Source organism: Anaerovibrio lipolyticus LB2005, from assembly GCF_000621545.1.
Lineage (GTDB): Bacteria > Bacillota > Negativicutes > Selenomonadales > Selenomonadaceae > Anaerovibrio > Anaerovibrio lipolyticus_A.
Genome location: NZ_JHYA01000007.1, coordinates 146460 through 168494 on the forward strand (window position 1 = coordinate 146460; position 22035 = coordinate 168494).

Genomic DNA, 22035 nt, shown 5'->3' on the forward strand with positions numbered 1-22035 from the left:
TAAATACTTTCCTGTGTGAAAGAAAATTTTAGGAGGTCAAGAATGATTAACGTATCTTTTTATCTTCGTCGACTGCATTCCCTGTGCGGACTTGTATTGCTCGGCGGTGTGCTGATTGAGCATTTGCTCACAAATGCATCAGCAATGGGCGGCCCAGAGGTGTTCAATAACGGCTTAGCAATGATGGAGCAGATTCCTCAGCCAATTTTCCTTGGCATTGAGATCTGCCTCTACGCTGTACCTATCCTGTTCCATGGTATCTACGGTGTATATATTGCTATGCAGGCTAAGAACAACCCTAGTGAGTACGGTTATTCCCGTAACTGGAAGTTCGCTCTTCAGAGATGGACTGCTTGGTATCTCGTAGCATTCCTCATCTGGCATGTTGGTTACCTTCGTATTTACACTAAGGGCATCATGGGTGAGCATATCAGCTATGCTTTGGTTCAGTCCACTTTGGCTAACCCAGTTGTATTTGCTTTGTATGCTATTGGTATGTTTGCTGCAATCTTCCATTTCTGCAATGGTATCACTACCTTCTGCATGACTTGGGGTATCACCAAGGGACCTCGTTCCCAGTGTGTTGTTGACAAGGGTGCTATGGGTCTTTGCGTACTCATGTGCCTGTTCACTTTGGCATTCATGTCTTCTTACTTCATGTAATAGAGTAAGAGTGTCGTAGTAGTAAAGATTTATTTATAAGGAGAGAACCTACGTGGCTAAAAATAAGATTATTGTAGTAGGTGGCGGCTTATCAGGTCTGATGGCTACCCTTAAAATTTGTGAAGCTGGCGGCGAAGTAGATTTATTCTCTTACTGCCCAGTAAAGCGTTCTCACTCCCTCTGTGCACAGGGTGGTATTAATGCCTGCATGGATACCAAGGGTGAGCACGATTCCATCTATGAGCATTTCGATGACACCGTATACGGTGGTGACTTCCTGGCTGACCAGCTGGCTGTTAAGGGCATGGTTGAGGCAGCTCCAAAGCTCATTAAGATGTTTGATCGTATGGGTGTACCTTTCACCCGTACTCCAGAAGGCGTTCTTGACCTCCGTAACTTCGGTGGCCAGAAGAACAAGCGTACTTGCTTTGCTGGTTCCACCACTGGTCAGCAGCTCCTCTATGCTCTTGACGAGCAGGTTCGTCGCTGGGAAGTTAAGGGCGGCGTAACCAAGTACGAGTTCTGGGAATTCGTAAAGATCTTCAAGGATAAGAACGGTGTTTGCCGTGGTATCATTGCTCAGAGCATGAACTCCATGGAAATCAAGGCTTTCAAGGCTGATGTTGTTATTCTTGCAACCGGTGGCCCTGGTCAGGTATTTGGCCGTTGCACCGCTTCCACTATTTGTAATGGTTCTGCAGTTTCTGCAGTTTATCAGCAGGGCGCAAAGATTGCTAACCCTGAGTTCATTCAGATTCATCCAACCGCAATCCCAGGCTCTGATAAGAACCGTCTGATGTCTGAGGCTTGCCGCGGTGAGGGTGGTCGTGTATGGGTTTACAGAGATGGTAAGCCTTGGTACTTCCTTGAGGATATGTACCCAGCTTATGGTAACCTCGTTCCTCGTGACGTAGCATCCCGTGCTATTTTCAAGGTTTGCGTTCACATGGATCTTGGTATCAACCATGACCGTCGTGTATACCTCGATCTGTCCCACATTCCTGCAGATTATCTGGAGCGCAAGCTGGGCGGTATCATCGAGATCTACACTGAGTTCGTTGGTAAGGACCCTCGTAAGGTTCCAATGGAGATTTTCCCTTCCGTTCATTACTCCATGGGCGGTATCTATGTAGATAGAAAGCATTTCACCAACATTCCTGGCCTCATGGCTTCCGGTGAGTGCGACCATCAGTATCACGGTGCAAACCGTCTTGGCGCTAACTCTCTGCTGTCCGCTGCTTACTCCGGTACCGTTTCTGGTCCAGAGGCTATGAAGTGGGCTAAGGAGAACGTATCCAAGCTGTGCGAAATCACCGATGCTGAGATCGAGGCTGCACGCAAGGAAGTTCAGGATGAGTATGACAAGATTCGTCAGATGAACGGTCCTGAGAATGCTCATAAGCTCCATCAGGAGATGGGCGAGATCATGTACGAGTATGTATCCATCGAGCGTGATAACAACGGTTTGGATATCTGCCTCGGCAAGCTGAAGGAAATCCTGAAGCGTTGGGAGAACATCGGCGTAACTGACCATGGTAACTGGGCTAACCAGGAGGCTATGTTCGTTCGTCAGCTCCGTAACATGATTATCTATGCTATGGCTATCACCAAGTCTGCTCGTTCCCGTGATGAGTCCCGTGGTGCACATGCAAAGATTATGCTGGATGAAAATGGCAAGCGCATTGAGAAGGATGGCGAGTTACAGTTCTATCCTCGTAACGATGAGAAGTTCATGTTTACATCCGTTGTAAGCTTTGATGCAGCAACTGAGGAGCCAGTTGTAACTTATGAGGAGTTTGAGCACTCCCTCATTAAGGCACGTCCTCGTAACTACGCTGTTGCAAAGAAAGAGTAATAGGGGGATAAAATAGAATGGCAGAACAGAAGAAAACAGTTAAGTTTATTATTGAGCGTCAGGATAGCCCTACCAGCAAGCCTTACACTCAGGAGTTCGAGATTCCATATCGTCCTGCTCTGAATGTAGTAGCTTCCCTGATGGAAATCCAGAAGAACCCTGTAACTACTGATGGCAAGAAGGTTGCTCCAGTAGTTTGGGAGTGCAACTGTCTGGAGAAGGTTTGCGGCGCTTGTATGATGGTTATTAACGGTCGTGCTCGTCAGGCTTGCTGCGCACTGATCGATGAGCTGGAGCAGCCAATTCGTCTGCAGCCAGCCAGAACATTCCCTGTAATCCGTGACCTCCTTATTGACCGTTCCGTAATGTTCGAGTCCCTCAAGCGCGTACAGGCTTGGGTTGAGGTTGATGGTTCTTGGGAAGTTAAGGATGCTCCTATTCAGAATCCTTACACTGCAACCACTGCTTATGAGATTTCTCACTGCATGACTTGCGGTTGCTGCTTGGAGGCTTGCCCTAACGTTGGTCCTCAGTCCGACTTCATTGGTGCATCTCCATCTGTACAGGCTTACTTGTTCAACCTCCATCCACTTGGAAAGTTCGACAAGGAAAAGCGTCTTGAAGCTCTTATGGGCAAGGGCGGTATTACCAGCTGCGGTAACTCCCAGAACTGCGTAGAGGTTTGCCCTAAGAACATTAAGCTGACTACTTATCTTGCACAGCTGAACCGCGATGTAAATAAGCAGGCTCTTAAGAACATTTTCAATAAGTAATTGAATATTTGTTGAATAGAAATGACTGTCGTGTTGATTTCAACGCGGCAGTCTTTTTTTTATAGAAATAAAGGTATTAATAATGTGTCTGTCGTAATAATGATAAAAGAATAAATTTGGAGGTGTTTGTATGTCCTTTCTTGGAGCTTGTGTGGTACCTCATCCGCCGCTTATTTTGCCGGAGATTGGCAGGGGTGAGGAAAATAAGATATCTGATACTATAGAAGCATATAAGAGTGTAGCAGCATGGATTGTGGAAAATAATCCTAATCTGGTGATTATTACCAGTCCTCATGCAACTATGTATGCTGATTATATGCAAATTTCCTCAGGTGACTCAGCAGAGGGGGGCTTCGCTAATTTTGGACATCCTGAACTGGCCTTCCATGTTGATTACGATGAGGAATTTGTTCAGAAGGTGACAGATACCGCTGAAGAAATAAAACTGGCTGCGGGGACTCTGGGGCGTCAGGAGAGAAACTTGGATCATGGAACAATGATTCCCCTGTATTTTCTCCAAAAGGCTGGATATAAAGGCAAGATCGTGCGGATAGGTCTTTCCGGACTTTCCAATATTCATCATTACACCTTAGGGGTTCTTCTAAGGGAAACGGCGGATATTATGAATCGCCGCATGATGATAGTGGCAAGCGGTGATTTATCCCATAAGCTAAAGGCAGATGGCCCTTATGGCTTTGCCAAGGAAGGACCAGTATTTGACCAGCGTATGGCAGATTGCTTTTCCTCAGGAGATTTTCTGGAATTGCTCACCATTCCACCCAAGCTGGCAGAAGGTGCCGCAGAATGTGGCCTGCGTTCATTTTGGATAATGGCGGGAGCCTTTGATTGCCTGGATGTGGATGCAGAGCTGCTATCATGTGAGGGCCCTTTTGGCGTTGGCTACGGCGTGGCACGATTTATTCCTAAGGGAGAAAATCTTAAACGTAACATAGGCGAACAGGCTGTGGATAGTCATAAAAAGAAAATGGAAGAGTTAAGAAGAAAGGAAGACGATTATTTAAGGCTGGCTCGAAAAAGTCTTGAAAGCTATGTACGTTATCATAAACATATAGAAGTGCCTCAGGGCTTGCCGGAGGAAATGATTAATACCCGGGCAGGTGCTTTTGTGTCCATAAAAAAAGCAGGTCAGCTCCGGGGATGTATAGGCACAATATTGCCTGTGAGGGATAGTCTGGCATCAGAAATTATTGCTAATGCTATATCAGCCGGAACTGGTGACCCCCGTTTCCCGGCGGTAACAGAGGATGAATTGGAAGATTTGGTATATGATGTGGATGTACTGTCAGAGCCTGAGGAAATAGACAGCCCTGCTCAGCTTGATGTGAAGCGGTATGGGGTGATTGTATCAAGTGAGGATGGCTACAGGCGGGGGCTTTTATTGCCAGACCTGGACGGCGTAGATACTGTGGAGGAACAAATATCCATTGCCCGACGCAAAGGCGGGATTTCACCAGAGGAAAAGATTAAATTACAGCGGTTTGAAGTGACGAGACACGAATAAGACTATAGCATGATAATCAAAGTTTTTCCGATGCCAACGGCTGCTACAACTCCCACTTTAAATGTGGCAGTTAAGCATCCGTGAGGCCCTGGGTAAAATTCGACTAAATTCAGCGGACACGTATACTGCTGAATAAGTCTCATTTTATTTGAAAAACACTGCAATATATAGTAGAATTATTAAGGCTTAGTTTATTTGTGTGAGGGATAGAATTGGCTAACAAGTTATTTGAAATAATAAAGTCAGATTTGGCTGAGCTGGAAACAGCTTTGCATGAATCTGTTGTATCTCCGGTTGCCACCATTACCGAGATTGGCAATCATTTGATAAAGGCCGGGGGCAAGAGATTGCGCCCAGCAATGTTTTTTCTGGCTGCCCGTTGCAGCGAGAATTTCGATTTAAAAAGAGTAATGCCACTGGCTGTGGCATTGGAGCTTATACACATGGCTTCACTGGTTCATGATGATGTTTTGGACAGTGCCGCTACCCGTCGTGGTGAGGCTACTGCCAATGCCAAGTGGGGTAACCAGCTGGCTATTTTGGCAGGAGATTATCTCTTTGCGAAAGCCTTTGTGCTGGTAACGGAAAATGGCTATGGTGAGAGGGTCAACAACCAGCTTTCCCGATTGCTGGCGGACCTTTCTGCTGGTGAGCTTATTCAGAACAAGGAAATCTACAAGGCGTCCTGTGATACTGAGGAATACTATGAGCGTATTGCCATGAAGACTGCCAATTTCCTGGCTATCAGCTGTCAGCTTGGAGGCCACGTTATGGGATTGCCGGAAAAGGATGTTCAGGCCTTGTACGATTATGGATACTGTGTAGGTATGGCTTTCCAGCTTACTGATGATTTACTGGATCTCACTGGTGATTCCAAGACCATTGGTAAGCCAGCAGGCAATGATATTCTTCAGGGCATTATTACCTTGCCGGCTATCAGAGCTTTGGAAACCTCTCCAGATAAGGATGAGCTTCTTTCCATAGTCACTAATCGCGAGATGACCAAGGATGACTTGGATAGAGCCCTGGAGATTGTAAGGGCAACTGATGGTATTGATTTTACCAAGAATAAGGTTGAGGAATATCTGGACCGAGCAAGAAATGTCCTGCCAGAGAGCATTCCTGAGGATGTGAGAGCTGCCTATGTGATGGCTGCTGATTTCATTGCAGGCAGGGAATTCTAAGAGAGATGTTTATTTCACGGAGGTAACGTGATGTTTGGCATAGGTGTCCCAGAACTTATTATTATTCTTATCATTGGTCTTATTGTGTTTGGTCCCGGCAAGCTGCCTGAATTAGGCAGATCTCTGGGTAAAACCATAAGGGAATTCCGCAAGGTGTCAAATGGCATCATGGAGGATGAGCCAACACCGAAGGCAACAAAAAAAATGAAAAAAATAGATAGTGAGCAGGAAAAATAAAATATGAGTTAAAAAATAGGTATGATGTGTTGGCACCATACCTTTTTTTGTTGCTGAGGAAATATTACTAAGCTTATTAACACAGGCAGGACTGTTATACGTTGATAGAAATAGCGAAAAGTGATACAATATCCAAGGTTATATGTATAATGAAAGAATTGTGCGCTGATTTAAAAGTGCAGGCTGGGATGTGGTAGTATTTGCAATACAATGTAAAAGGAAGAAGCTCATCAAGGCAGCATTATGCTACCATGTTGATCTTCATCATAGTAGACTATATTGCCTTGGTACTGGCTCAGGAAAGTGCTTATCAGATTAGGGCGTTGTTTCAGGGATTTTTGCCTACTGTTTTTGCATTGCCGATAAACTACCAGTTTATATATATCCCTTTGGTATTTATCTTATGCATTGCTGTACAAAGTGGTTATGAGTTCAATCGGCCTTCCCTGGATGTGAGCCAGGGAGTGTTCAAAGGACTCCTCTTTGGTATGGTTATGAGCTTAATTATACTGTTTGTAATCAACGTCAGTGGCAGGGTATCCAGACTATTTTGCTTTATATTCGTTTTCACTTCATTGGGATGGGTAGCAACTCTGAGATATGCTGTATCCAAGTATATCAAGGGCTTGAGCTGGCTGAAGGAAGAAATAATAGTAATCGGGGCCGGCAAAACTGCTGAACGGATCAAGGCCTATTTTGACAAGGATTTGGCCTACCGTTATGAAATAGTGGGTCTTATCGATGATAACCCTATTTCTGATGAATTGCCATCTGAGTATCCACTGCTGGGAAAGATGGATGAGACAGCCAAAATAGTGCAGGATATGGATATCTACACTGTGTTGGTATCAGCCCCTGGTATGGATAAAGACAAAATGGACCAGCTGCTGACGGATATTCGTCCTTATGTCAGGAATATCCTGTTTGCCCCAAATTTGGTGGGAACCCCCATGGGCAGTGTTCAGATACAGACCTTGTTCAGTGAACAGGTTACTTTGCTTAAGAGCTATAATAATTTGGCCAGGTTACGTAGCAAGGTACTGAAAAGGCTCTTTGACTTTTTCTTTACCCTGATATTTATGCCCTTGATAATTCCTATACTCATTGTACTTGGAATTATTATAAAATTAGATTCCAAGGGCAGCGTTTTCTATAATGCCCAGCGATTGGGCGAGGGCGGTAAGAACTTTACCTGCTATAAGTTCCGGTCCATGTACACTGATGGAGATGAGCGGCTGAAGAAATATTTGGCCGAAAATCCAGAGGCGGCGGCAGAATGGAAGGAATTTGCCAAGCTAAGAGGCTATGACCCCCGGGTAACCAGGGCCGGTCGTTGGATGCGTAAGACCAGCCTGGACGAATTGCCACAGTTATTGAATGTGCTGGAGGGTACCATGAGTCTGGTGGGACCAAGGCCATATCTGCCAAGGGAAAAGGCAGATATGGGTGATGACGTGGAAATTATCACCATGGCGAAGCCAGGTATTACTGGCTTTTGGCAGGTAAATGGCCGCAACGATGTGTCCTTTGCTGATCGGGTGGCCATGGATGTCTGGTATGTTAAAAACTGGTCCTTGGCAAGGGATATAATGTTCCTTGCCAAGACATTTAAAATCGTTTTAGGAAAGAGCGGAGCGTATTGATTATGAATAAATTATCAAAAATGATAATAACATGTATGCTGGGAGCAGCTGTGGCTGTTGGATTCCAGAGTGGCACGGCTGATGCCACACCAGTATCTGAGAATAAAGTGGTATTATCTACTGACAATAGTGTATTTAAAGTAGCTACGTTGAGACCGGAAAGAACCTTGGAGGAATACAGACTTTTTAAATATGATGTTATTAATCTTATGGCTTTAGGTCACAGTGATGGTATAGGAGTTAATGATGTTACTGTTGGTGTAGATGGTATGGCCTGTATTCCATACGTTGGCAATGTGAAGCTGGTAGGACTTACCCTCGATGAAGCCAGGGATTTGATTCATTCAAAGTTGAGTAAATACTTTAAGATTCCTGAATTTAACGTGTACCTAAAAAGTTATGGTGTCCGGAAAGTATATGTGATGGGTAATGTTAATGTCCCGGGGATTAAGGAAATGTCGGTAGACAATATGAATGTGTATGCAGCTATTTCCAGTGCCGGTGGGGTGGATAATAGAGGCCGCTCCAAGCATGTGCAGATTATGCGCCAGATTGATGATACCTTGTATTTCAGAGAAGTAAACATTGATGCCTTCGTGAAAAAACAGGATTTGAGCCAGAATATTGCCATTGAAGATGGAGATATTATTTATGTTCCGGATTCCGGCAAAGTAATTTGGAGCGAGGACATTGCACCTTATATTAATGTCTATGCTGTATATAGGAGCATTGTAAAATAATTAGAGGAGTTATACATTATGAACGACAAACGCAGAGATGATGATGAAATAGAGATTGATTTAGGAAAGCTATTCGGCATCCTGTGGGACAGAAGAAAAATTGAAGGAGGCATAATAGCCACCTGCACCATTATTGCCATGATAATTTCCCTTATTATTCCACCTACCTTTGAATCAAATACTCTGGTGCAGACAAATAAGTCCAGCAAGTTGGATATATCTGGGGCATCAGCTGCTTTGGCAATGTTGGGGGGCGGCAGTGGTGTATCTTCAGCAACTATGAACTACATAGAAATAATGAAGTCCCGTGCTGTGTTGGAGCCTATTATGGACCAGCTGGAGGATATTACTCCGGAAGAACGGGAGAAAATGACGGCTGAAGGCTTTGCAAAGGGGCATTTGAATATCGAAAATGTCAAAGGAACTAACCTTATAAAGGTCACTGGTAAGGGACGTAGTCCTGAAGAAGCTCAGATGATTGCTGATAGTGTAGTGGAAAATTTTCTGAAGCTGATGACGGAAATGAACCAGAACAGCCAGTCCTACATGGTGAAGTTCCTTAATGAGCGTATAGATACCGCTAAAAAGGAATCTGATGAAGCCTCCGGCAAACTGGAGCAGTTTGGTAGAGAGCACAAGGTCTATTTACCAGAAGAACAATCCAAAGCCATGGTTGAGCGGGAAGCCGTTTACAGTAAGGCTTTAAGTGAGTTTGTAGTAAAGCAGCAGGCTTCTGCTGCCCAGCTTGAAGCTGCGGGCAGTGAGCTGGGAAAACAGAATGCAAATTTATCTGCGTTTAATATTTCAGACAGCTCTGTAGTAGTAAAATTACGAGAGCAGATTGCTGATAAAGAGGTTGAAATAGTAAAGCTGGAGCAGAAATACACAGAAGAACATCCTGACCTTATAAGTGCCAGAGAGCAGCTTGTTTCATTAAAAGACAGTCTGGCCCAAGAGGTGGCTGATGCTGTGGCCGGTGGCACAGCATCTATGAATCCTACCCAGGCTGCACTGGTACAGGCCCAGGCTCAGGCCCAGGTGGATATGGCAGTGGCCAAAGCCAGCGAAGCTGCTGTAAGAGCCCAGATGAAAGAAGCCGATGCCGACATGGCTCAGCTTTCCGAGGATGCTCTGGAATATTTGAAGCTTAAAAGAGATTCAGGAATAAAGAATGAGGTATATATCGCTCTGGTTAAGCAAAGTGAGCAGTCCAAGATTGAGGCCACCATGGAAAGCATGGATATTCAAGTTATTGATAAGGCTAACCTGCCAGTCCAGAAGAGTGCCCCTAGAAGGTCATTGATTACTCTTGGTGGTATGGCAGTAGGCATTGTCATTTGCCTGATATATGGATTTTGGATGTATAGAAAAGAAGAATTGTAAACAATGTCCTATAAGCATAAAATTGAAAAAAATCAAATTCCAATTTGTAACATATTGGGGGTTCATGTTGCAGCCATCAATATGGAGTGGTTACTTAGATTTACGCACGAAAATATAAAAAAACTTTCTGGAGATTATATGTGCGTAAGTAATGTTCACACTACTGTTACAGCTTATGAGGACCCAGCATACTGTTCTGTCCAAAATGGTGGCATTATGGCTATTCCTGATGGCGGTCCGCTATCTTCTGTAGGAAGAAAACGTGGATGTAAAGAAATGTCACGTACTACCGGGCCAGATTTTCTAAATACTATTTTAGCTAGCAGCCAAGAAAAGGGATATACGCACTTCTTTTACGGATCTACTGATGAGACTTTAGATAAATTGTGTGCAAAAATAAATGAAAAATATCCTGGAGCAAAAATTGTTGGAATGTACAGTCCCCCATTCCGTCCTATGACAGATGAGGAGGACTTACAGATAATTGAGATCATTAATAAAGTCAGGCCCCACTTTATATGGGTAGGGCTAGGAGCTCCAAAGCAGGAACAATGGATGGCACAACATCAGGGAAAGGTACATGGTTTTATGGTTGGTGTAGGAGCTGCTTTTGATTATTTGGCTGGCAATATAAACAGGGCTCCACTATGGATGCAAAAGAATAATTTGGAATGGTTATATAGACTAATGCAAGATCCAGTGAGGCTTTTTTGCAGATATGTGGTGACTAACAGCAAATTTGTTTTGAATGCGGTGATAAGGGGAAAATAACTATGAATATTGCAGTAGCTGGGACAGGCTATGTAGGTCTTTCGTTAGCGGTATTACTGGCTCAGCATCATCATGTAACGGCTGTAGATATACTACCAGAAAAGGTAGAAAAAATTAATAAAAAAATCAGTCCAATTCAAGACGAATATATTGAGAAATTTTTAGCAGAAAAAAAATTGGACTTAATAGCTACCACGGACGGTGTAGAGGCATATAGTAAGGCTGATTATGTCATTATAGCGGCTCCAACTAACTATGATTCGCAGAAGGATTTTTTTGATTGTAGTGCGGTGGAGTCAGTAATCGATTTGGTACTTAAAAGTAGTAATACAGCCACAATGATCATTAAGTCAACAATACCGGTTGGTTACACTGAAAGTGTAAGGAAAAAGTTCAATTCAGACAGAATTCTGTTTAGCCCAGAGTTCCTTAGAGAATCCAAAGCACTATATGATAACCTCTATCCCAGCCGTATAATCGTGGGATGTGATGAGTCCAGCAGGGAGACGGCAAGGGTTTTCGCTAAACTTCTACAAGAAGGGGCTGAAAAAGAGCATATTGATACTTTGTTCATGGGATTTACAGAAGCGGAAGCAGTAAAACTCTTTGCCAACACTTACCTTGCTCTGCGGGTAAGTTATTTTAATGAACTTGATACTTATGCTGAGCAAAAGAATCTGTCTACTACTGACATAATTAAGGGCGTTTGTTTGGATCCAAGAGTTGGTGATTTCTATAACAATCCAAGCTTTGGTTACGGCGGGTATTGTTTACCTAAGGACACCAAACAGCTATTGGCCAACTATGCCCACGTTCCACAAAACATGATAACTGCTATAGTGGAAAGCAATAGAACACGCAAGGATTTCATTGCTGATCAGGTGTTGAAAAAAGCTGGTTACTATGATTATTACAGTCGTGGAGATTATAGCCAAGATAAGGAAAAGGATTGTGTTATTGGTGTTTATCGACTGACCATGAAAAGTAACTCAGATAATTTCCGACATTCTGCTATACAAGGTGTGATGAAACGGATTAAAGCCAAGGGCGCAACTGTAATCGTGTATGAGCCTACATTAGAAGCTGGTAGTACCTTCTTTGGAAGTAAAGTTGTTAGTGATTTGGAGAAATTCAAGGATATGAGCCAATGCATTATTGCAAATAGATGTGACAAATGCCTGCAAGATGTGGCAGAAAAGGTCTATACTAGGGATATTTTTTATCGGGATTAAATACTAAGAAAAGATGTTTTACTATTGCGAGGGATAAAAGTGGTACCCAAAAAAAAAGTTTTAATTGTTCATAATCTCTATCAGCTTGCAGGTGGTGAGGATACCGTTGCTGAAAATGAAGGAAATCTTTTAAAAGAGCATGGACACGAGGTGTTTTATTATACACGCAATAATAAAGAAATACAGCATATGAATTTTTTCAAGAAAGTATTATCTGTGCTATGGACAATTTTTTCGTTAAAAACATATAAAGAAATAAAAAAGATAATTAAAGATAACCAAATTGATGTTGTTCATGTACATAATACTGTTCCTCTAATTAGTTGTTCTGCATATTATGCTGCAAAGTCTCAGAAATGTGTTTTAATTCAGTCAATACACAATATGCGAATGTTGTGTCCATCAGGCATGATGATTAAAGAGAATAAAGTGTGCGATGACTGTGTAAAACAAGGATTACAGTGTGCAGTAAAGAATCGATGTTATAAGGATTCTACACTTTATAGTTTGGTGTTGGCTGCCTCAATAGGTATTCATAGAAAAATAGGTTCATATGATAAAGTTGATGGGTATTTTGTTACCACAGAGTTTAATCGCGAGTTGCTAGAGAAAGTCGTGAATCCTAAAAAAATTTTTTTAAAACCATATTATTCAGATAGTAAAACAAGGACACCTATAAACAAAAAAAGAGATTATTTTATTTACATTTCTCGTCTCGAGTATTTAAAGGGTATCCAAGTTGCTCTCAAAGCGTTCCAATCTATGCCAGAAAAGAAATTACTTGTGCTGGGCGTTGGACCGGATGAGGAAAAATCTCATAACTTTGTAAAAAAGCATAATATAAAAAATATAGAATTTCTTGGTTTTAAAAATAAAGAAGAAATGCTAGAACTATTGTATAATGCCAAGGCACTTATCTTTCCCACCCAGTGGTATGAAGGTTTTCCAATGACAATAGTTGAGAGTCTTGCAGTTGGCACTCCAATTATAGGAAGCAATATTGGTAATGTGGGAACGATTATTAAGGATGGTGAAAACGGGCTGCGGTTCCAATATGATGATCCAATTGATTTGATAAAAAAAATCCAATATTTGGATGACCATCCTGATTTTGCAAGAGAATTAGAGTTAGGTGCTCAGAAGTATTTCATTGCCAACCATACACCAGAGTCTTTATATAAACTTACAATGCAGATTTATAATCAATTATAAGATTTAGAAGGATAGATAATAATGATACATTTTAATGTTCCTCCCTATGTGGGAAAAGAGTTTGACTATATGCAAGAAGCGGTGAGGAATCACAAGATTTGTGGAGATGGTCCATTTACAAAAAAATGTAATGAGTGGTTAGAAAAACGTTTTGGCGCAAAAAAGGTAATGCTTACAACTAGTGGATCTTCAGCACTTGATATGGCAGCGTTACTTTGCGGTATTGAGCCAGGTGATGAAGTTATATTGCCTTCCTTTACTTTTTCATCGACAGCAAATTCATTTGTGTTGGCAGGTGCTAAGCTAGTTTTTGTTGATATTCGTCCAGATACAATGAATATTGATGAAAATAAGATGGAAGAGGCAATTACATCAAAAACTAAAGTTGTTTGTCCCGTTCATTATGCTGGTGTAGCCTGTGAGATGGATAAAATTATGGACATTGCTAGACGACATAATCTTATGGTTGTTGAAGATGCGGCTCAGGGAGTAATGAGTACCTATAAGGGGAGGGCTTTAGGCACTATTGGAGATTTTGGTTGTTATTCTTTCCATGAGACAAAGAACTATTCCATGGGAGAGGGCGGAGCAATTGTAGTTAATAATGAAAAATACATTGAAAAGGCTGAAATATTACGAGAAAAGGGAACTAACAGAAGTCAATTTTTCCGAGGTCAAGTGGCAAAATATAATTGGGTTGATTTTGGGGACAGTTATCTTCAAAGTGATTTAAATGCAGCTTATTTATGGGCACAACTTCAGATGGCAGATGAAATAAATGACAACCGCCTTGCTACATGGGCGACATATTACAATGCCTTTAAATCACTTGCTGACGCTAATATTATTGATGTTCCTTCTGTTCCTGAGGGATGTGTTCATAATGCCCACATGTTTTATATAAAATGTAAAGATATAGAGACAAGGCAGGCATATATCAAATTTATGAGAGACCATGATATTATGTGCGTATTCCACTATGTTCCACTTCATAGTGCACCAGCAGGTAAAAAATTTGGTCGTTTTAGTGGCAATGATAGATATACGACTTCGGAAAGCGATAAACTTGTAAGACTTCCTCTTTATTACAATATTGATCCGGCTGATCAAAATAAAGTAATTGAGAGTACATTGACCTTTTTTAGTTAAGAAACCACAAGATTCTTTTTTGTAAAAAGTTGTTTTTTATAAGGGTTGTAATAATGTTAAGAATAGGTATAGTAGCATTGTATTCTGGTTCTTCTGGGAAAAAAAGTTATTATAATCAGCAAGAAGTGGGGATGGCCAAAGGATTTGCCCAATATGGATATGAATGTTTTGTATTCTATCCAGATGGTATCAACGCAAGTGAAGAATTGGAAAAAGTTAATGACAAGGTAACGGTCGTCCACTGTCCAGGAAAGCAAATTGGTGTTCATGGAGAATTTGATTGGAATTTGCTGAAGAAATATAGTGTGGATATAGTTCAAAGTAATACAGATACCCAACTTTTTGCACATGATTGTATAGAATTTTGCGAAAAAAATGGCATTTCAGTCTATCATTATATCGGTACTACTAAGAGCGATTCCGATAACTGTTTTAAGCGCTGGATTATGAATATTCTTTGTAGGCGTAATATCAGCGTATTAAAAGAGCATAAATGTTTTGCTAAAACGAATGCTGTTGCTGATGAATTAAAACAGCTAGGAGTAGATAGTGAGGTGGTTCCCGTTGGGTTGGATTTGGACTGCATTCCAGATATAGCAGAAAACAAGGAACAAGCCAGAGAATTCCTAAAGTTACCACAAGATAAAAAGATACTTTTATTTGTTGGCCGAATTGATGAATACAAGCGCCCACTAGAATTTTTGAAAATAGTAAAAAGCCTTAATGATAATTATTACGCGGTTATGATTGGTAGCGGTAAATTAAATGATAAACTGCAGCAATCAATCGATAATGATAATTTAAGTTCAAAGCTGTGTTGGATAAAATCTGTTCCTAATCAGGATATTCATATGTACTATAAAGCCAGTGATTATTTTATAAACCTTAATGATCATGAAATTTTTGGTATGAGTATTCTAGAAGCTATGTATCAAGGTATAACGGTTATAGCTGTAGAAGCTCCAGGACCAAACACAATTATAGAGCATGGAAAAAATGGTTATTTGGTAGAAGATTTAGATGAGATAAAGTTACTGGTAAATAGATGTGTCACATGTGAGGCAAAAGCAACACAAAGTCGAGTATTGGAGTATTTTTGTTGGGCAACAACAGTTAAGAAGATAATTAACTGGATACAAAGCTGAAGGCAGAAATAATCAATCTATAGAGTAAAATTTGAGGTATTTATTATATGAGTACAAAAAATAAACAAGACGGTATTCGTAGTAGAATAAAAAATATTTTGTCTACATTGTCTCCAGGATTTACAACATATTTAATGTATTTATACAATTTCAAGCGGTTACCAGATTTTGATAATCCTAAAGATATTAATGATTGGTTGCAAAGATTAAAACTTAGGGAATATTATCACAATCCAGTTATTACTAAATGCGTGGATAAGTACAGGGTACGTGAGTATATAAAAAGTAAAGGGTTAGAACATATTTTGCCCAATTTATATATTGGTGGAGTAGATAATCCTTATGATTTGCGGAATTATTGGGATAAATTTCCTGATAAGTTGGTATTAAAATGTAATCATGGCTGTGGTTATAATATACTAATTAATGATAAAAGTAGTATACGGGTAGATGATGTTATTGATCAGTTAAAAGAGTGGTTAAATGAAGACTGGTGGAAAAATTATTGTGAGCCTCAGTATATGGATATAAAGAAATGCATTTTGGCTGAGGAATATCTAGGGGATGCAATAAAAACGTATAAATTTTATTGTTTTAGGGGAGAGCCAAAGGTGATGTATGTTTCAGCTAATGGCGAAAAAGGTGAGAAGGATTTATATCTTGATTATTTTGATATGAACTGGAATTGGCTGGATATATCATTGGCAGGACATCAACATAAACCTAATTGTTATGAAAAACCGGCAAGTTTTGATGAGATGGTCAAAATTTCAAGAATACTTGCAAAGGATTTCCCTTTTGTTAGAGTGGATTTATATGATGTAGCAGGAAATGTTTATTTTTCGGAATTGACATTCATTCCCACTGGTGGAAATATGAAACTTACTCCAAGTACTCATTTGAAAGAATGGGGTGAATGGATGAAATTATAATGTAATTATGAAGTTTATGAATGATTTGAAGAATAGTTTCTCGCACAATATTGTGATTGATATATGTTTGGCGGTTAACTATGTGTTGTAAATATTTTTGGGAGCTGTTGAAGCAACTGGGCCAAGCACACTTATAGAGCATGAAAAGAATGGTTGTTTGCTTAAGGATACGGAAGAAGTAAAGTGACTGGTTGCTAAAAATGCCACATGCAATGAACTTGTTATAAGAAGTAGGGTGACAGAAGGCTTTTGCTGGTCCACGAGTGTAAAAAGAATTATACATTTGCTCCCCGAAATATAGTCTATAGGTTCACAGGGGAACGATAATACATGAATGCAGATATTGAATGAGATATGAAGATTTTTAGTTGTTGGTGGTTACTATGGTTATAGACAATTCTTTGAGTGTGAAATTGCGATGGACACAATTTATATGTGCGATAGTGGTTGTATCTGATCATGCATTTGATTATATACATTATGTACATCAAGAGAAATATATCGTTGATAATATATTCTTTTACCTAATCTATATGTTTACTAGCGGATTAACACGTATTGCAATGCCAATGTTTTTTTGTATATCGGCATTTCTTCTGTACAAGGATTGGAATGACTCTACATCAATAATTCAGCGTTATTTATACAAATTAAAGAGCAGAAGCGTCTCTATTCTTTCCCCATATCTTGTTTGGAATACTATTTGTGGCGATAAAGATAAAGCCAGAATGGCTCCTTAAAGTATCTTTTCTCCTTTATGCACTGCATAAACCAATAATGCAGTTATGGAACAAGCTTATTGCAAAGATATGTGGTGGAGTTGGAAATATTTATATTTATTCGATAAATGTTTTAGGTGGCGTACTATTTACAGTATTAGTCATTATTACAGTTATATACACCATGAGAAAATTCACTCCTAAATTATTGAAAGTGCTCAATGGTGGTAGGAAAATATAGATATGGATTTAAGCCTTATCATTTGGAGTGTTTTTTTTGAAAAAAGAGATTTGCTATACAGTACCATCTATAAGTTCGCGTAGCGGGGTCACCAAGGTAGTGGCCAATATCACAAATGCGCTATGCAGGACAGGTAAATATAACATTACAGTGTTGGCTGTAGATGGCACTGAAGATAATGCTATTGCCCTTAATGACGAAATAAAAGTTATCAATATTGGTGCAAATGCCAATGGAAATAAGCTTAACTACTTGATGCAGATTATTTTAGGTGTAAGAAGGGTTCTTAGTAGTTATACACCAGATATTATAGTTGTGTCAGGTGCGGAATTTGTACTTCCGTTTAGTTTTGCTGTTTGGAGCAGTGGAAAATCAATTTCGATGTTCCAATGGGAACATCTAAATTTTGATGTAGGTCCAAAATTTAGATTGGAATGGCTTGGTAAACGATGGGCCTTAGCTTTTTGGCAGAGAATAGTGTGTATTACAAAAAAAGATGCTATGCAATATATTACACACACTGATACGAAGGGTAAAATAAACCAAATATATAATTTAAATGGGTTTAAAGCCATAAGAAAACCATATAATATAGCTTCAAAAAAAATAATTAGCTGTGGATATTTAGCTCCAATAAAAGGATTTGATATGCTTGTTGATGTTGCAAAAAAAGTATTTGAACGGCATCCAGATTGGCAGTGGGATATATACGGTGAAGGTCAGGAAAGAGTTAGATTAGAGCAACTAATTAATGAAAGAAGTCTGAGGGGAAAGGTTGTTTTAAAGGGCTATGAACCCAATATTAATGAGAAATATGGCAATTATTCTTTTTTTGTTATGACATCGCGAATGGAAGGTATGGGCATGGTCCTTATTGAGGCACAAAAGGCTGGCCTGCCCGTGGTTAGCTTTGATTGTAAATGCGGACCGTCAGATGTGATTGCCAATGGTGAAAATGGTTATTTAATATCATGCTTTGATATTGATAATATGGCAAATAAAATATGTGACTTAATAGAACACGAAGAGCTTCGCAGTGTCTTTTCACAAAATTCAGAAATGTGTCTTGCTGAATTTGAAAAAAAAGTAATTATAGATGAATGGTGTAATTTATTGGATACTTAGTTAATAGGATTGGTGAATTAGATGTTATTTAGCATTATAACTCCTTGCTATAACAGTGAAAAAACAATAGCACGAACTTTGAATTCAGTGCTTAATCAAACGTTTAAGGATTTTGAATATATCATCATAGATGGCGGGTCCACTGATAAGACTTTAGATATTATTAATGGTTATAGAAATAAATTTAAAAATAATTTAACGGTGATATCTGAACCCGATGAAGGTATATACGATGCCATGAACAAAGGTATCAGAATGGCTAAGGGGAACATTGTTGGAATAGTAAATAGTGATGACTATTATGAACCAAAGTGTTTGAAGGTTATTGCGGATCATTATGATGCACAAAAGCCATTGCAAATTATATATGGAATGATGCGGGTTGTTAATGAACGGCAAGAGGAATTGGCTATTAGATTTAACCATCATAGAAATATGGAAAAGGAAATAATTAATCATCCAGCGTCCTTTGTTACAAAAAAGTTATATGAAAAATGCGGCTGTTATGATATACGGTATAAGTCTGCGGCTGATTTTGATTTCATGCTGAAAATGATAAAAAAAGATGTATATTTTACTCCTGTTTATGAAATTGTTACTAATTTTACCAGAGGCGGGATGTCTGGCACTTATATAGGAGTTCAAGAAGATAATGAAGTAAGATATAACAATGGTTTAGTTGGTAGGAAAAAGTATCTTTTGACGAAGTGGAAAAATACTCTCAAATATGTGTTAGGGGTATGATGATGTATGTCGTTTAATCTCAGAATAGGGATATTCTCCCTTATAGTGATAAGTTTGTATTTAGCTGGTTCGAATTTTTTCGGACTATTTGAGGCATCACTTTTATTTCCAGGGGTGTTATCGGATTATATTGTAGCAGGTGTGATTATATTTGCGCTATACACTAACAAAGGTAAAATCAAGATACATAGAAGTGATATATGTTTTTGGCCTTATGGTTTGCTACTGGCGATAGCCTGCGTTCATATGATATTGCTATATAGGACAGGACAGCAAAGCATATTTTTATCATTGGCAACAATTAAAGATATAGTATATATATTTACTACATATTTATTTATTCAGTTTCAGTTTAATACTGAAAAGATTATTAAATGTATTATTATTTTGGATGTTATCGGAGTATGTGTGTATGCTATGGAGATGGCTAATGGGGGGCCTATCATTAGTAGTGAGTTTCACGCCCCAAATCGTTATGAAACATTAATGGGAATATCACTTTGGCGTTGTTGGACACCAGGCGCTCTTTTTAAATACTTTACATTGCCCTATTTATTTATTAGAATATTAAAACATGATACATTATTTGGTAGTTTATTAAGAGATAAAATTTTCTTTGGGATTATATTTTTAGGTGTAATTTTAAAACTAGGACGAACGGAGTTGTTTTCTACTCTTATTATTTTAATTTTAGTATATTGGGGGACAAATAGAAAATCACTATATGGGAGTTTTAGAAAAATATTTAAAGTTATTGGAGGTTTAATTGCTATTTCGGTATGTTTATTTTTATTTGCAAATGGTATCTTCATGCGTTTGTTAGAGGGTGTGGTTGCTATTTTTAATATAACTGATTTGGATAGTGATACTACCTTGATGGTGCGGGTAAGTACATTGCTAGTGAGATATAGCTACCTATTAGATCAAGGGTCTTTATTGTTTGGAATTGGTCCATATCATTGGCAATCTACGCTTGTTGTTGACACAATTGACACATATGGGACGAATAGAGGCGTTTTTTCTCCTGATAGTGGATATGGGACTTTGATTATTAGATATGGGATTGTGGGTATTGCCTTATATATTTTTGGTTATATTAAAAACTTAATAAAGTTAAAAGAGAAAAATGAAGCACTTTATATATCTACGGCGATGTATATTGTAGGTGTTCTTGTGGGTACTTTTAGCGGATATAACAACCTAGAATACTTATATATAGGTTTGTTATTCTCACTGTGTATTAAGCGCGAAAAAAAAGAAATTATATAAAGATTTGAGTGAATATTGTAAATGTGCAAACGAATATGGCATGGTATGGTATGGAATGAATACACAGGCTAAGTTTATTATTAAGGAGATTGGCGGTCGATGATAGCAAAGAATATTAAAGATGCTTTTTTTAGAAATGGTTACAAAGGAGTTATTCGTTATTTCGCACAAAGACTAGTAGGAGTAGAATATCTAGAAGATCAGATAAATACTACAAATTACATTTTGAGTCATTATTGTGATATACAACAGTTCCCAAAAGCTACTGGTGGATTAGGGGATTTACAAAAAGCAGATACTATTTTGCTTATGATAATTGATGTTGTATGTAGACATTTCGGATTTGAGTATTGGATTGATGGAGGTACACACTTAGGGGCAGTTAGGCACAATGGTTTTATTCCTTGGGATGATGATGTGGATATTTGTATGTTACGGGAGACATATGAAAAAGCAAGGCCAGTTCTTCAGGAAATTTTGGCAAGATATGGTATTGATGCTATTGAAAAGGAAACAATTGGAAGGATTGGCATAGGTTATAAACATCAAGATACAGGGGTATGGATTGACATTTTGCCAGCAGAATATACGACCATAAATGTGTGTGATGAGACCGAAAAAAATAATTTCCTAAATAGGTGCTACAAATATCAAAGAGTATGGCGAAAGAAAGAAATGAAGCTTACACGAGAAGAAGCTTTTAGAATGAGGAAAAAGTATTTATCGGAAATATGTGAAGTGAGAGTGGCTAAATCAATTGTATATTGTCCTGAGGAAGCAGGAAATCAACGCATATGGAAAATAGAGGATATTTTACCAACTACAACAATTAGTTTTGAGGAGGCAAAGTTATGTGCTCCCAGAAATGGACGAGAATATTTACTACAATACTATGGTGAAAACTATATGAATTTCCCTAAATCAGGAATTGAACATCATGGGGATTGCAGGGGAAAACTGTCATCTTGGGCTATCAAAAGTGGAACGGATATGAAATTAGTAATAAAAGAACTAAAAAATCTTTTGCAGGTTATTAGTGATGATCTACAAAAGATTTAGGTTAATCTTTAAGGAATAGTTGAGGTTATGTATTTCTTTTTGCGATTTGAAATGCACGAATTGATTAAAGGGGAAACTCTTGAATTAATACTTGTAGAAGACATGATGTTAGTATGATTTAGTGGACACAAAAAGTGCGACACATTAAAATCTTGATTAGGAAAGGATGTGTTTCACATGGCCCACAACGGCAACCGATACTCTGAAGAATTCAAGCGTCAGATTATCGATTTGTACCTATCTGGCAAACCGGTTAAAGAGCTCGCAGATGAATATGGCTTAGTCGAGCAAACCATCTACAAATGGAAGAAGCTATATGCAGCAACCATCAAGGTTGATGAAAATAAAACCATTTCCTTAAAAGAGTATAATGCTCTTCAGAAGAAGATGCGTGAACTTGAGATGGAAAATGAAATCTTAAAAAAAGCTACAGCCAT

At 39.1% G+C, this 22035-nt stretch carries 21 protein-coding genes and 1 pseudogene; all 22 read left to right on the forward strand.

Annotation, left to right across the window (positions count from 1 at the left end; translation table 11 throughout):
* Window positions 1-42 precede the first annotated feature (42 nt).
* A complete protein-coding gene (locus tag T355_RS0108155) occupies window positions 43-663 on the forward strand; it encodes a succinate dehydrogenase (protein WP_027397327.1) in 621 nt (206 codons plus the stop codon).
* Window positions 664-763: 100 nt separating this feature from the next.
* Window positions 764-2518: a succinate dehydrogenase flavoprotein subunit gene (gene sdhA / locus T355_RS0108160; RefSeq protein WP_051555479.1), complete on the forward strand. Its 1755-nt coding sequence runs from the start codon at window positions 764-766 to the stop codon at window positions 2516-2518.
* Window positions 2519-2535: 17 nt separating this feature from the next.
* Window positions 2536-3291 (forward strand): succinate dehydrogenase iron-sulfur subunit, encoded by a 756-nt coding sequence (gene sdhB, locus T355_RS0108165; RefSeq protein WP_027397329.1) that lies wholly within the window; start codon window positions 2536-2538, stop codon window positions 3289-3291.
* Window positions 3292-3421: 130 nt separating this feature from the next.
* Entirely contained in the window at window positions 3422-4813 is a 1392-nt protein-coding gene (amrA, locus tag T355_RS0108170; protein ID WP_027397330.1) for an AmmeMemoRadiSam system protein A, read from the forward strand.
* A 212-nt stretch (window positions 4814-5025) separates the two neighbouring features.
* Window positions 5026-5997 carry a polyprenyl synthetase family protein gene (locus T355_RS0108175; RefSeq protein WP_027397331.1) on the forward strand — a complete coding sequence of 324 codons (972 nt, stop codon included), beginning with the start codon at window positions 5026-5028 and terminating at the stop codon, window positions 5995-5997.
* 30 nt (window positions 5998-6027) lie between these two features.
* A pseudogene (tatA, locus tag T355_RS13970) lies at window positions 6028-6192 on the forward strand (twin-arginine translocase TatA/TatE family subunit); the annotation flags it as partial.
* A 242-nt stretch (window positions 6193-6434) separates the two neighbouring features.
* Complete coding sequence (wbaP, locus tag T355_RS0108185; RefSeq protein WP_027397332.1) at window positions 6435-7877, forward strand: undecaprenyl-phosphate galactose phosphotransferase WbaP; 1443 nt, start codon at window positions 6435-6437, stop codon at window positions 7875-7877.
* Window positions 7878-7879: 2 nt separating this feature from the next.
* The gene (locus T355_RS0108190; protein WP_027397333.1) at window positions 7880-8617 is read left to right on the forward strand and encodes a polysaccharide biosynthesis/export family protein; all 738 of its coding nucleotides are present in this window, start codon (window positions 7880-7882) and stop codon (window positions 8615-8617) included.
* Between the two features lie 18 nt (window positions 8618-8635).
* On the forward strand, window positions 8636-10000 hold the full coding sequence (locus T355_RS0108195) for a GumC family protein (protein WP_027397334.1): 1365 nt from the start codon (window positions 8636-8638) through the stop codon (window positions 9998-10000).
* 3 nt (window positions 10001-10003) lie between these two features.
* On the forward strand, window positions 10004-10771 hold the full coding sequence (locus T355_RS0108200; RefSeq protein ID WP_027397335.1) for a WecB/TagA/CpsF family glycosyltransferase: 768 nt from the start codon (window positions 10004-10006) through the stop codon (window positions 10769-10771).
* A gap of 2 nt (window positions 10772-10773) precedes the next feature.
* Complete coding sequence (locus T355_RS0108205; RefSeq protein WP_037330028.1) at window positions 10774-12003, forward strand: nucleotide sugar dehydrogenase; 1230 nt, start codon at window positions 10774-10776, stop codon at window positions 12001-12003.
* Between the two features lie 39 nt (window positions 12004-12042).
* Window positions 12043-13215 (forward strand): glycosyltransferase family 4 protein, encoded by a 1173-nt coding sequence (locus tag T355_RS0108210; protein ID WP_037330029.1) that lies wholly within the window; start codon window positions 12043-12045, stop codon window positions 13213-13215.
* Between the two features lie 21 nt (window positions 13216-13236).
* A complete protein-coding gene (gene rffA / locus T355_RS0108215) occupies window positions 13237-14364 on the forward strand; it encodes a dTDP-4-amino-4,6-dideoxygalactose transaminase (protein ID WP_027397338.1) in 1128 nt (375 codons plus the stop codon).
* A 53-nt stretch (window positions 14365-14417) separates the two neighbouring features.
* Window positions 14418-15509, forward strand: a complete 1092-nt coding sequence (locus T355_RS0108220; protein WP_027397339.1) for a glycosyltransferase family 4 protein — start codon at window positions 14418-14420, stop codon at window positions 15507-15509.
* A gap of 47 nt (window positions 15510-15556) precedes the next feature.
* Entirely contained in the window at window positions 15557-16441 is an 885-nt protein-coding gene (locus T355_RS13975; RefSeq protein WP_051555471.1) for an ATP-grasp fold amidoligase family protein, read from the forward strand.
* A 383-nt stretch (window positions 16442-16824) separates the two neighbouring features.
* On the forward strand, window positions 16825-17181 hold the full coding sequence (locus T355_RS15600) for an acyltransferase family protein (RefSeq protein ID WP_071997186.1): 357 nt from the start codon (window positions 16825-16827) through the stop codon (window positions 17179-17181).
* A complete protein-coding gene (locus T355_RS15425; protein WP_027397340.1) occupies window positions 17147-17401 on the forward strand; it encodes a hypothetical protein in 255 nt (84 codons plus the stop codon). The genes T355_RS15600 and T355_RS15425 overlap by 35 nt, the downstream gene beginning before the upstream one ends.
* A gap of 36 nt (window positions 17402-17437) precedes the next feature.
* Window positions 17438-18526 (forward strand): glycosyltransferase family 4 protein, encoded by a 1089-nt coding sequence (locus tag T355_RS14775; RefSeq protein ID WP_051555472.1) that lies wholly within the window; start codon window positions 17438-17440, stop codon window positions 18524-18526.
* A 21-nt stretch (window positions 18527-18547) separates the two neighbouring features.
* Window positions 18548-19270, forward strand: coding sequence for a glycosyltransferase family 2 protein (locus T355_RS13985; protein ID WP_051555473.1), 723 nt, complete (start codon window positions 18548-18550; stop codon window positions 19268-19270).
* A 6-nt stretch (window positions 19271-19276) separates the two neighbouring features.
* Window positions 19277-20539: a hypothetical protein gene (locus T355_RS0108245; protein ID WP_027397341.1), complete on the forward strand. Its 1263-nt coding sequence runs from the start codon at window positions 19277-19279 to the stop codon at window positions 20537-20539.
* A 99-nt stretch (window positions 20540-20638) separates the two neighbouring features.
* On the forward strand, window positions 20639-21598 hold the full coding sequence (locus T355_RS0108250; protein WP_027397342.1) for a LicD family protein: 960 nt from the start codon (window positions 20639-20641) through the stop codon (window positions 21596-21598).
* Window positions 21599-21775: 177 nt separating this feature from the next.
* Window positions 21776-22035: transposase (locus T355_RS0108255; RefSeq protein ID WP_027397343.1), on the forward strand; the 260-nt coding region annotated here is incomplete at its 3' end.

Bases quoted from the DNA above. Each gene is read 5' to 3' on its own strand.
- T355_RS0108250 (WP_027397342.1), top strand. From the start codon at position 20,639: ATGATAGCAAAGAATATTAAAGATGCTTTTTTTAGAAATGGTTACAAA.
- T355_RS13975 (WP_051555471.1), top strand. From the start codon at position 15,557: ATGAGTACAAAAAATAAACAAGACGGTATTCGTAGTAGAATAAAAAAT.
- sdhB (WP_027397329.1), top strand. From the start codon at position 2,536: ATGGCAGAACAGAAGAAAACAGTTAAGTTTATTATTGAGCGTCAGGAT.
- T355_RS0108195 (WP_027397334.1), top strand. From the start codon at position 8,636: ATGAACGACAAACGCAGAGATGATGATGAAATAGAGATTGATTTAGGA.
- T355_RS0108155 (WP_027397327.1), top strand. From the start codon at position 43: ATGATTAACGTATCTTTTTATCTTCGTCGACTGCATTCCCTGTGCGGA.
- rffA (WP_027397338.1), top strand. From the start codon at position 13,237: ATGATACATTTTAATGTTCCTCCCTATGTGGGAAAAGAGTTTGACTAT.
- T355_RS0108190 (WP_027397333.1), top strand. From the start codon at position 7,880: ATGAATAAATTATCAAAAATGATAATAACATGTATGCTGGGAGCAGCT.
- T355_RS13985 (WP_051555473.1), top strand. From the start codon at position 18,548: ATGTTATTTAGCATTATAACTCCTTGCTATAACAGTGAAAAAACAATA.
- T355_RS15600 (WP_071997186.1), top strand. From the start codon at position 16,825: ATGGTTATAGACAATTCTTTGAGTGTGAAATTGCGATGGACACAATTT.
- T355_RS0108245 (WP_027397341.1), top strand. From the start codon at position 19,277: ATGTCGTTTAATCTCAGAATAGGGATATTCTCCCTTATAGTGATAAGT.
- T355_RS0108220 (WP_027397339.1), top strand. From the start codon at position 14,418: ATGTTAAGAATAGGTATAGTAGCATTGTATTCTGGTTCTTCTGGGAAA.
- T355_RS0108200 (WP_027397335.1), top strand. From the start codon at position 10,004: ATGTCCTATAAGCATAAAATTGAAAAAAATCAAATTCCAATTTGTAAC.
- T355_RS0108205 (WP_037330028.1), top strand. From the start codon at position 10,774: ATGAATATTGCAGTAGCTGGGACAGGCTATGTAGGTCTTTCGTTAGCG.
- amrA (WP_027397330.1), top strand. From the start codon at position 3,422: ATGTCCTTTCTTGGAGCTTGTGTGGTACCTCATCCGCCGCTTATTTTG.
- sdhA (WP_051555479.1), top strand. From the start codon at position 764: ATGGCTACCCTTAAAATTTGTGAAGCTGGCGGCGAAGTAGATTTATTC.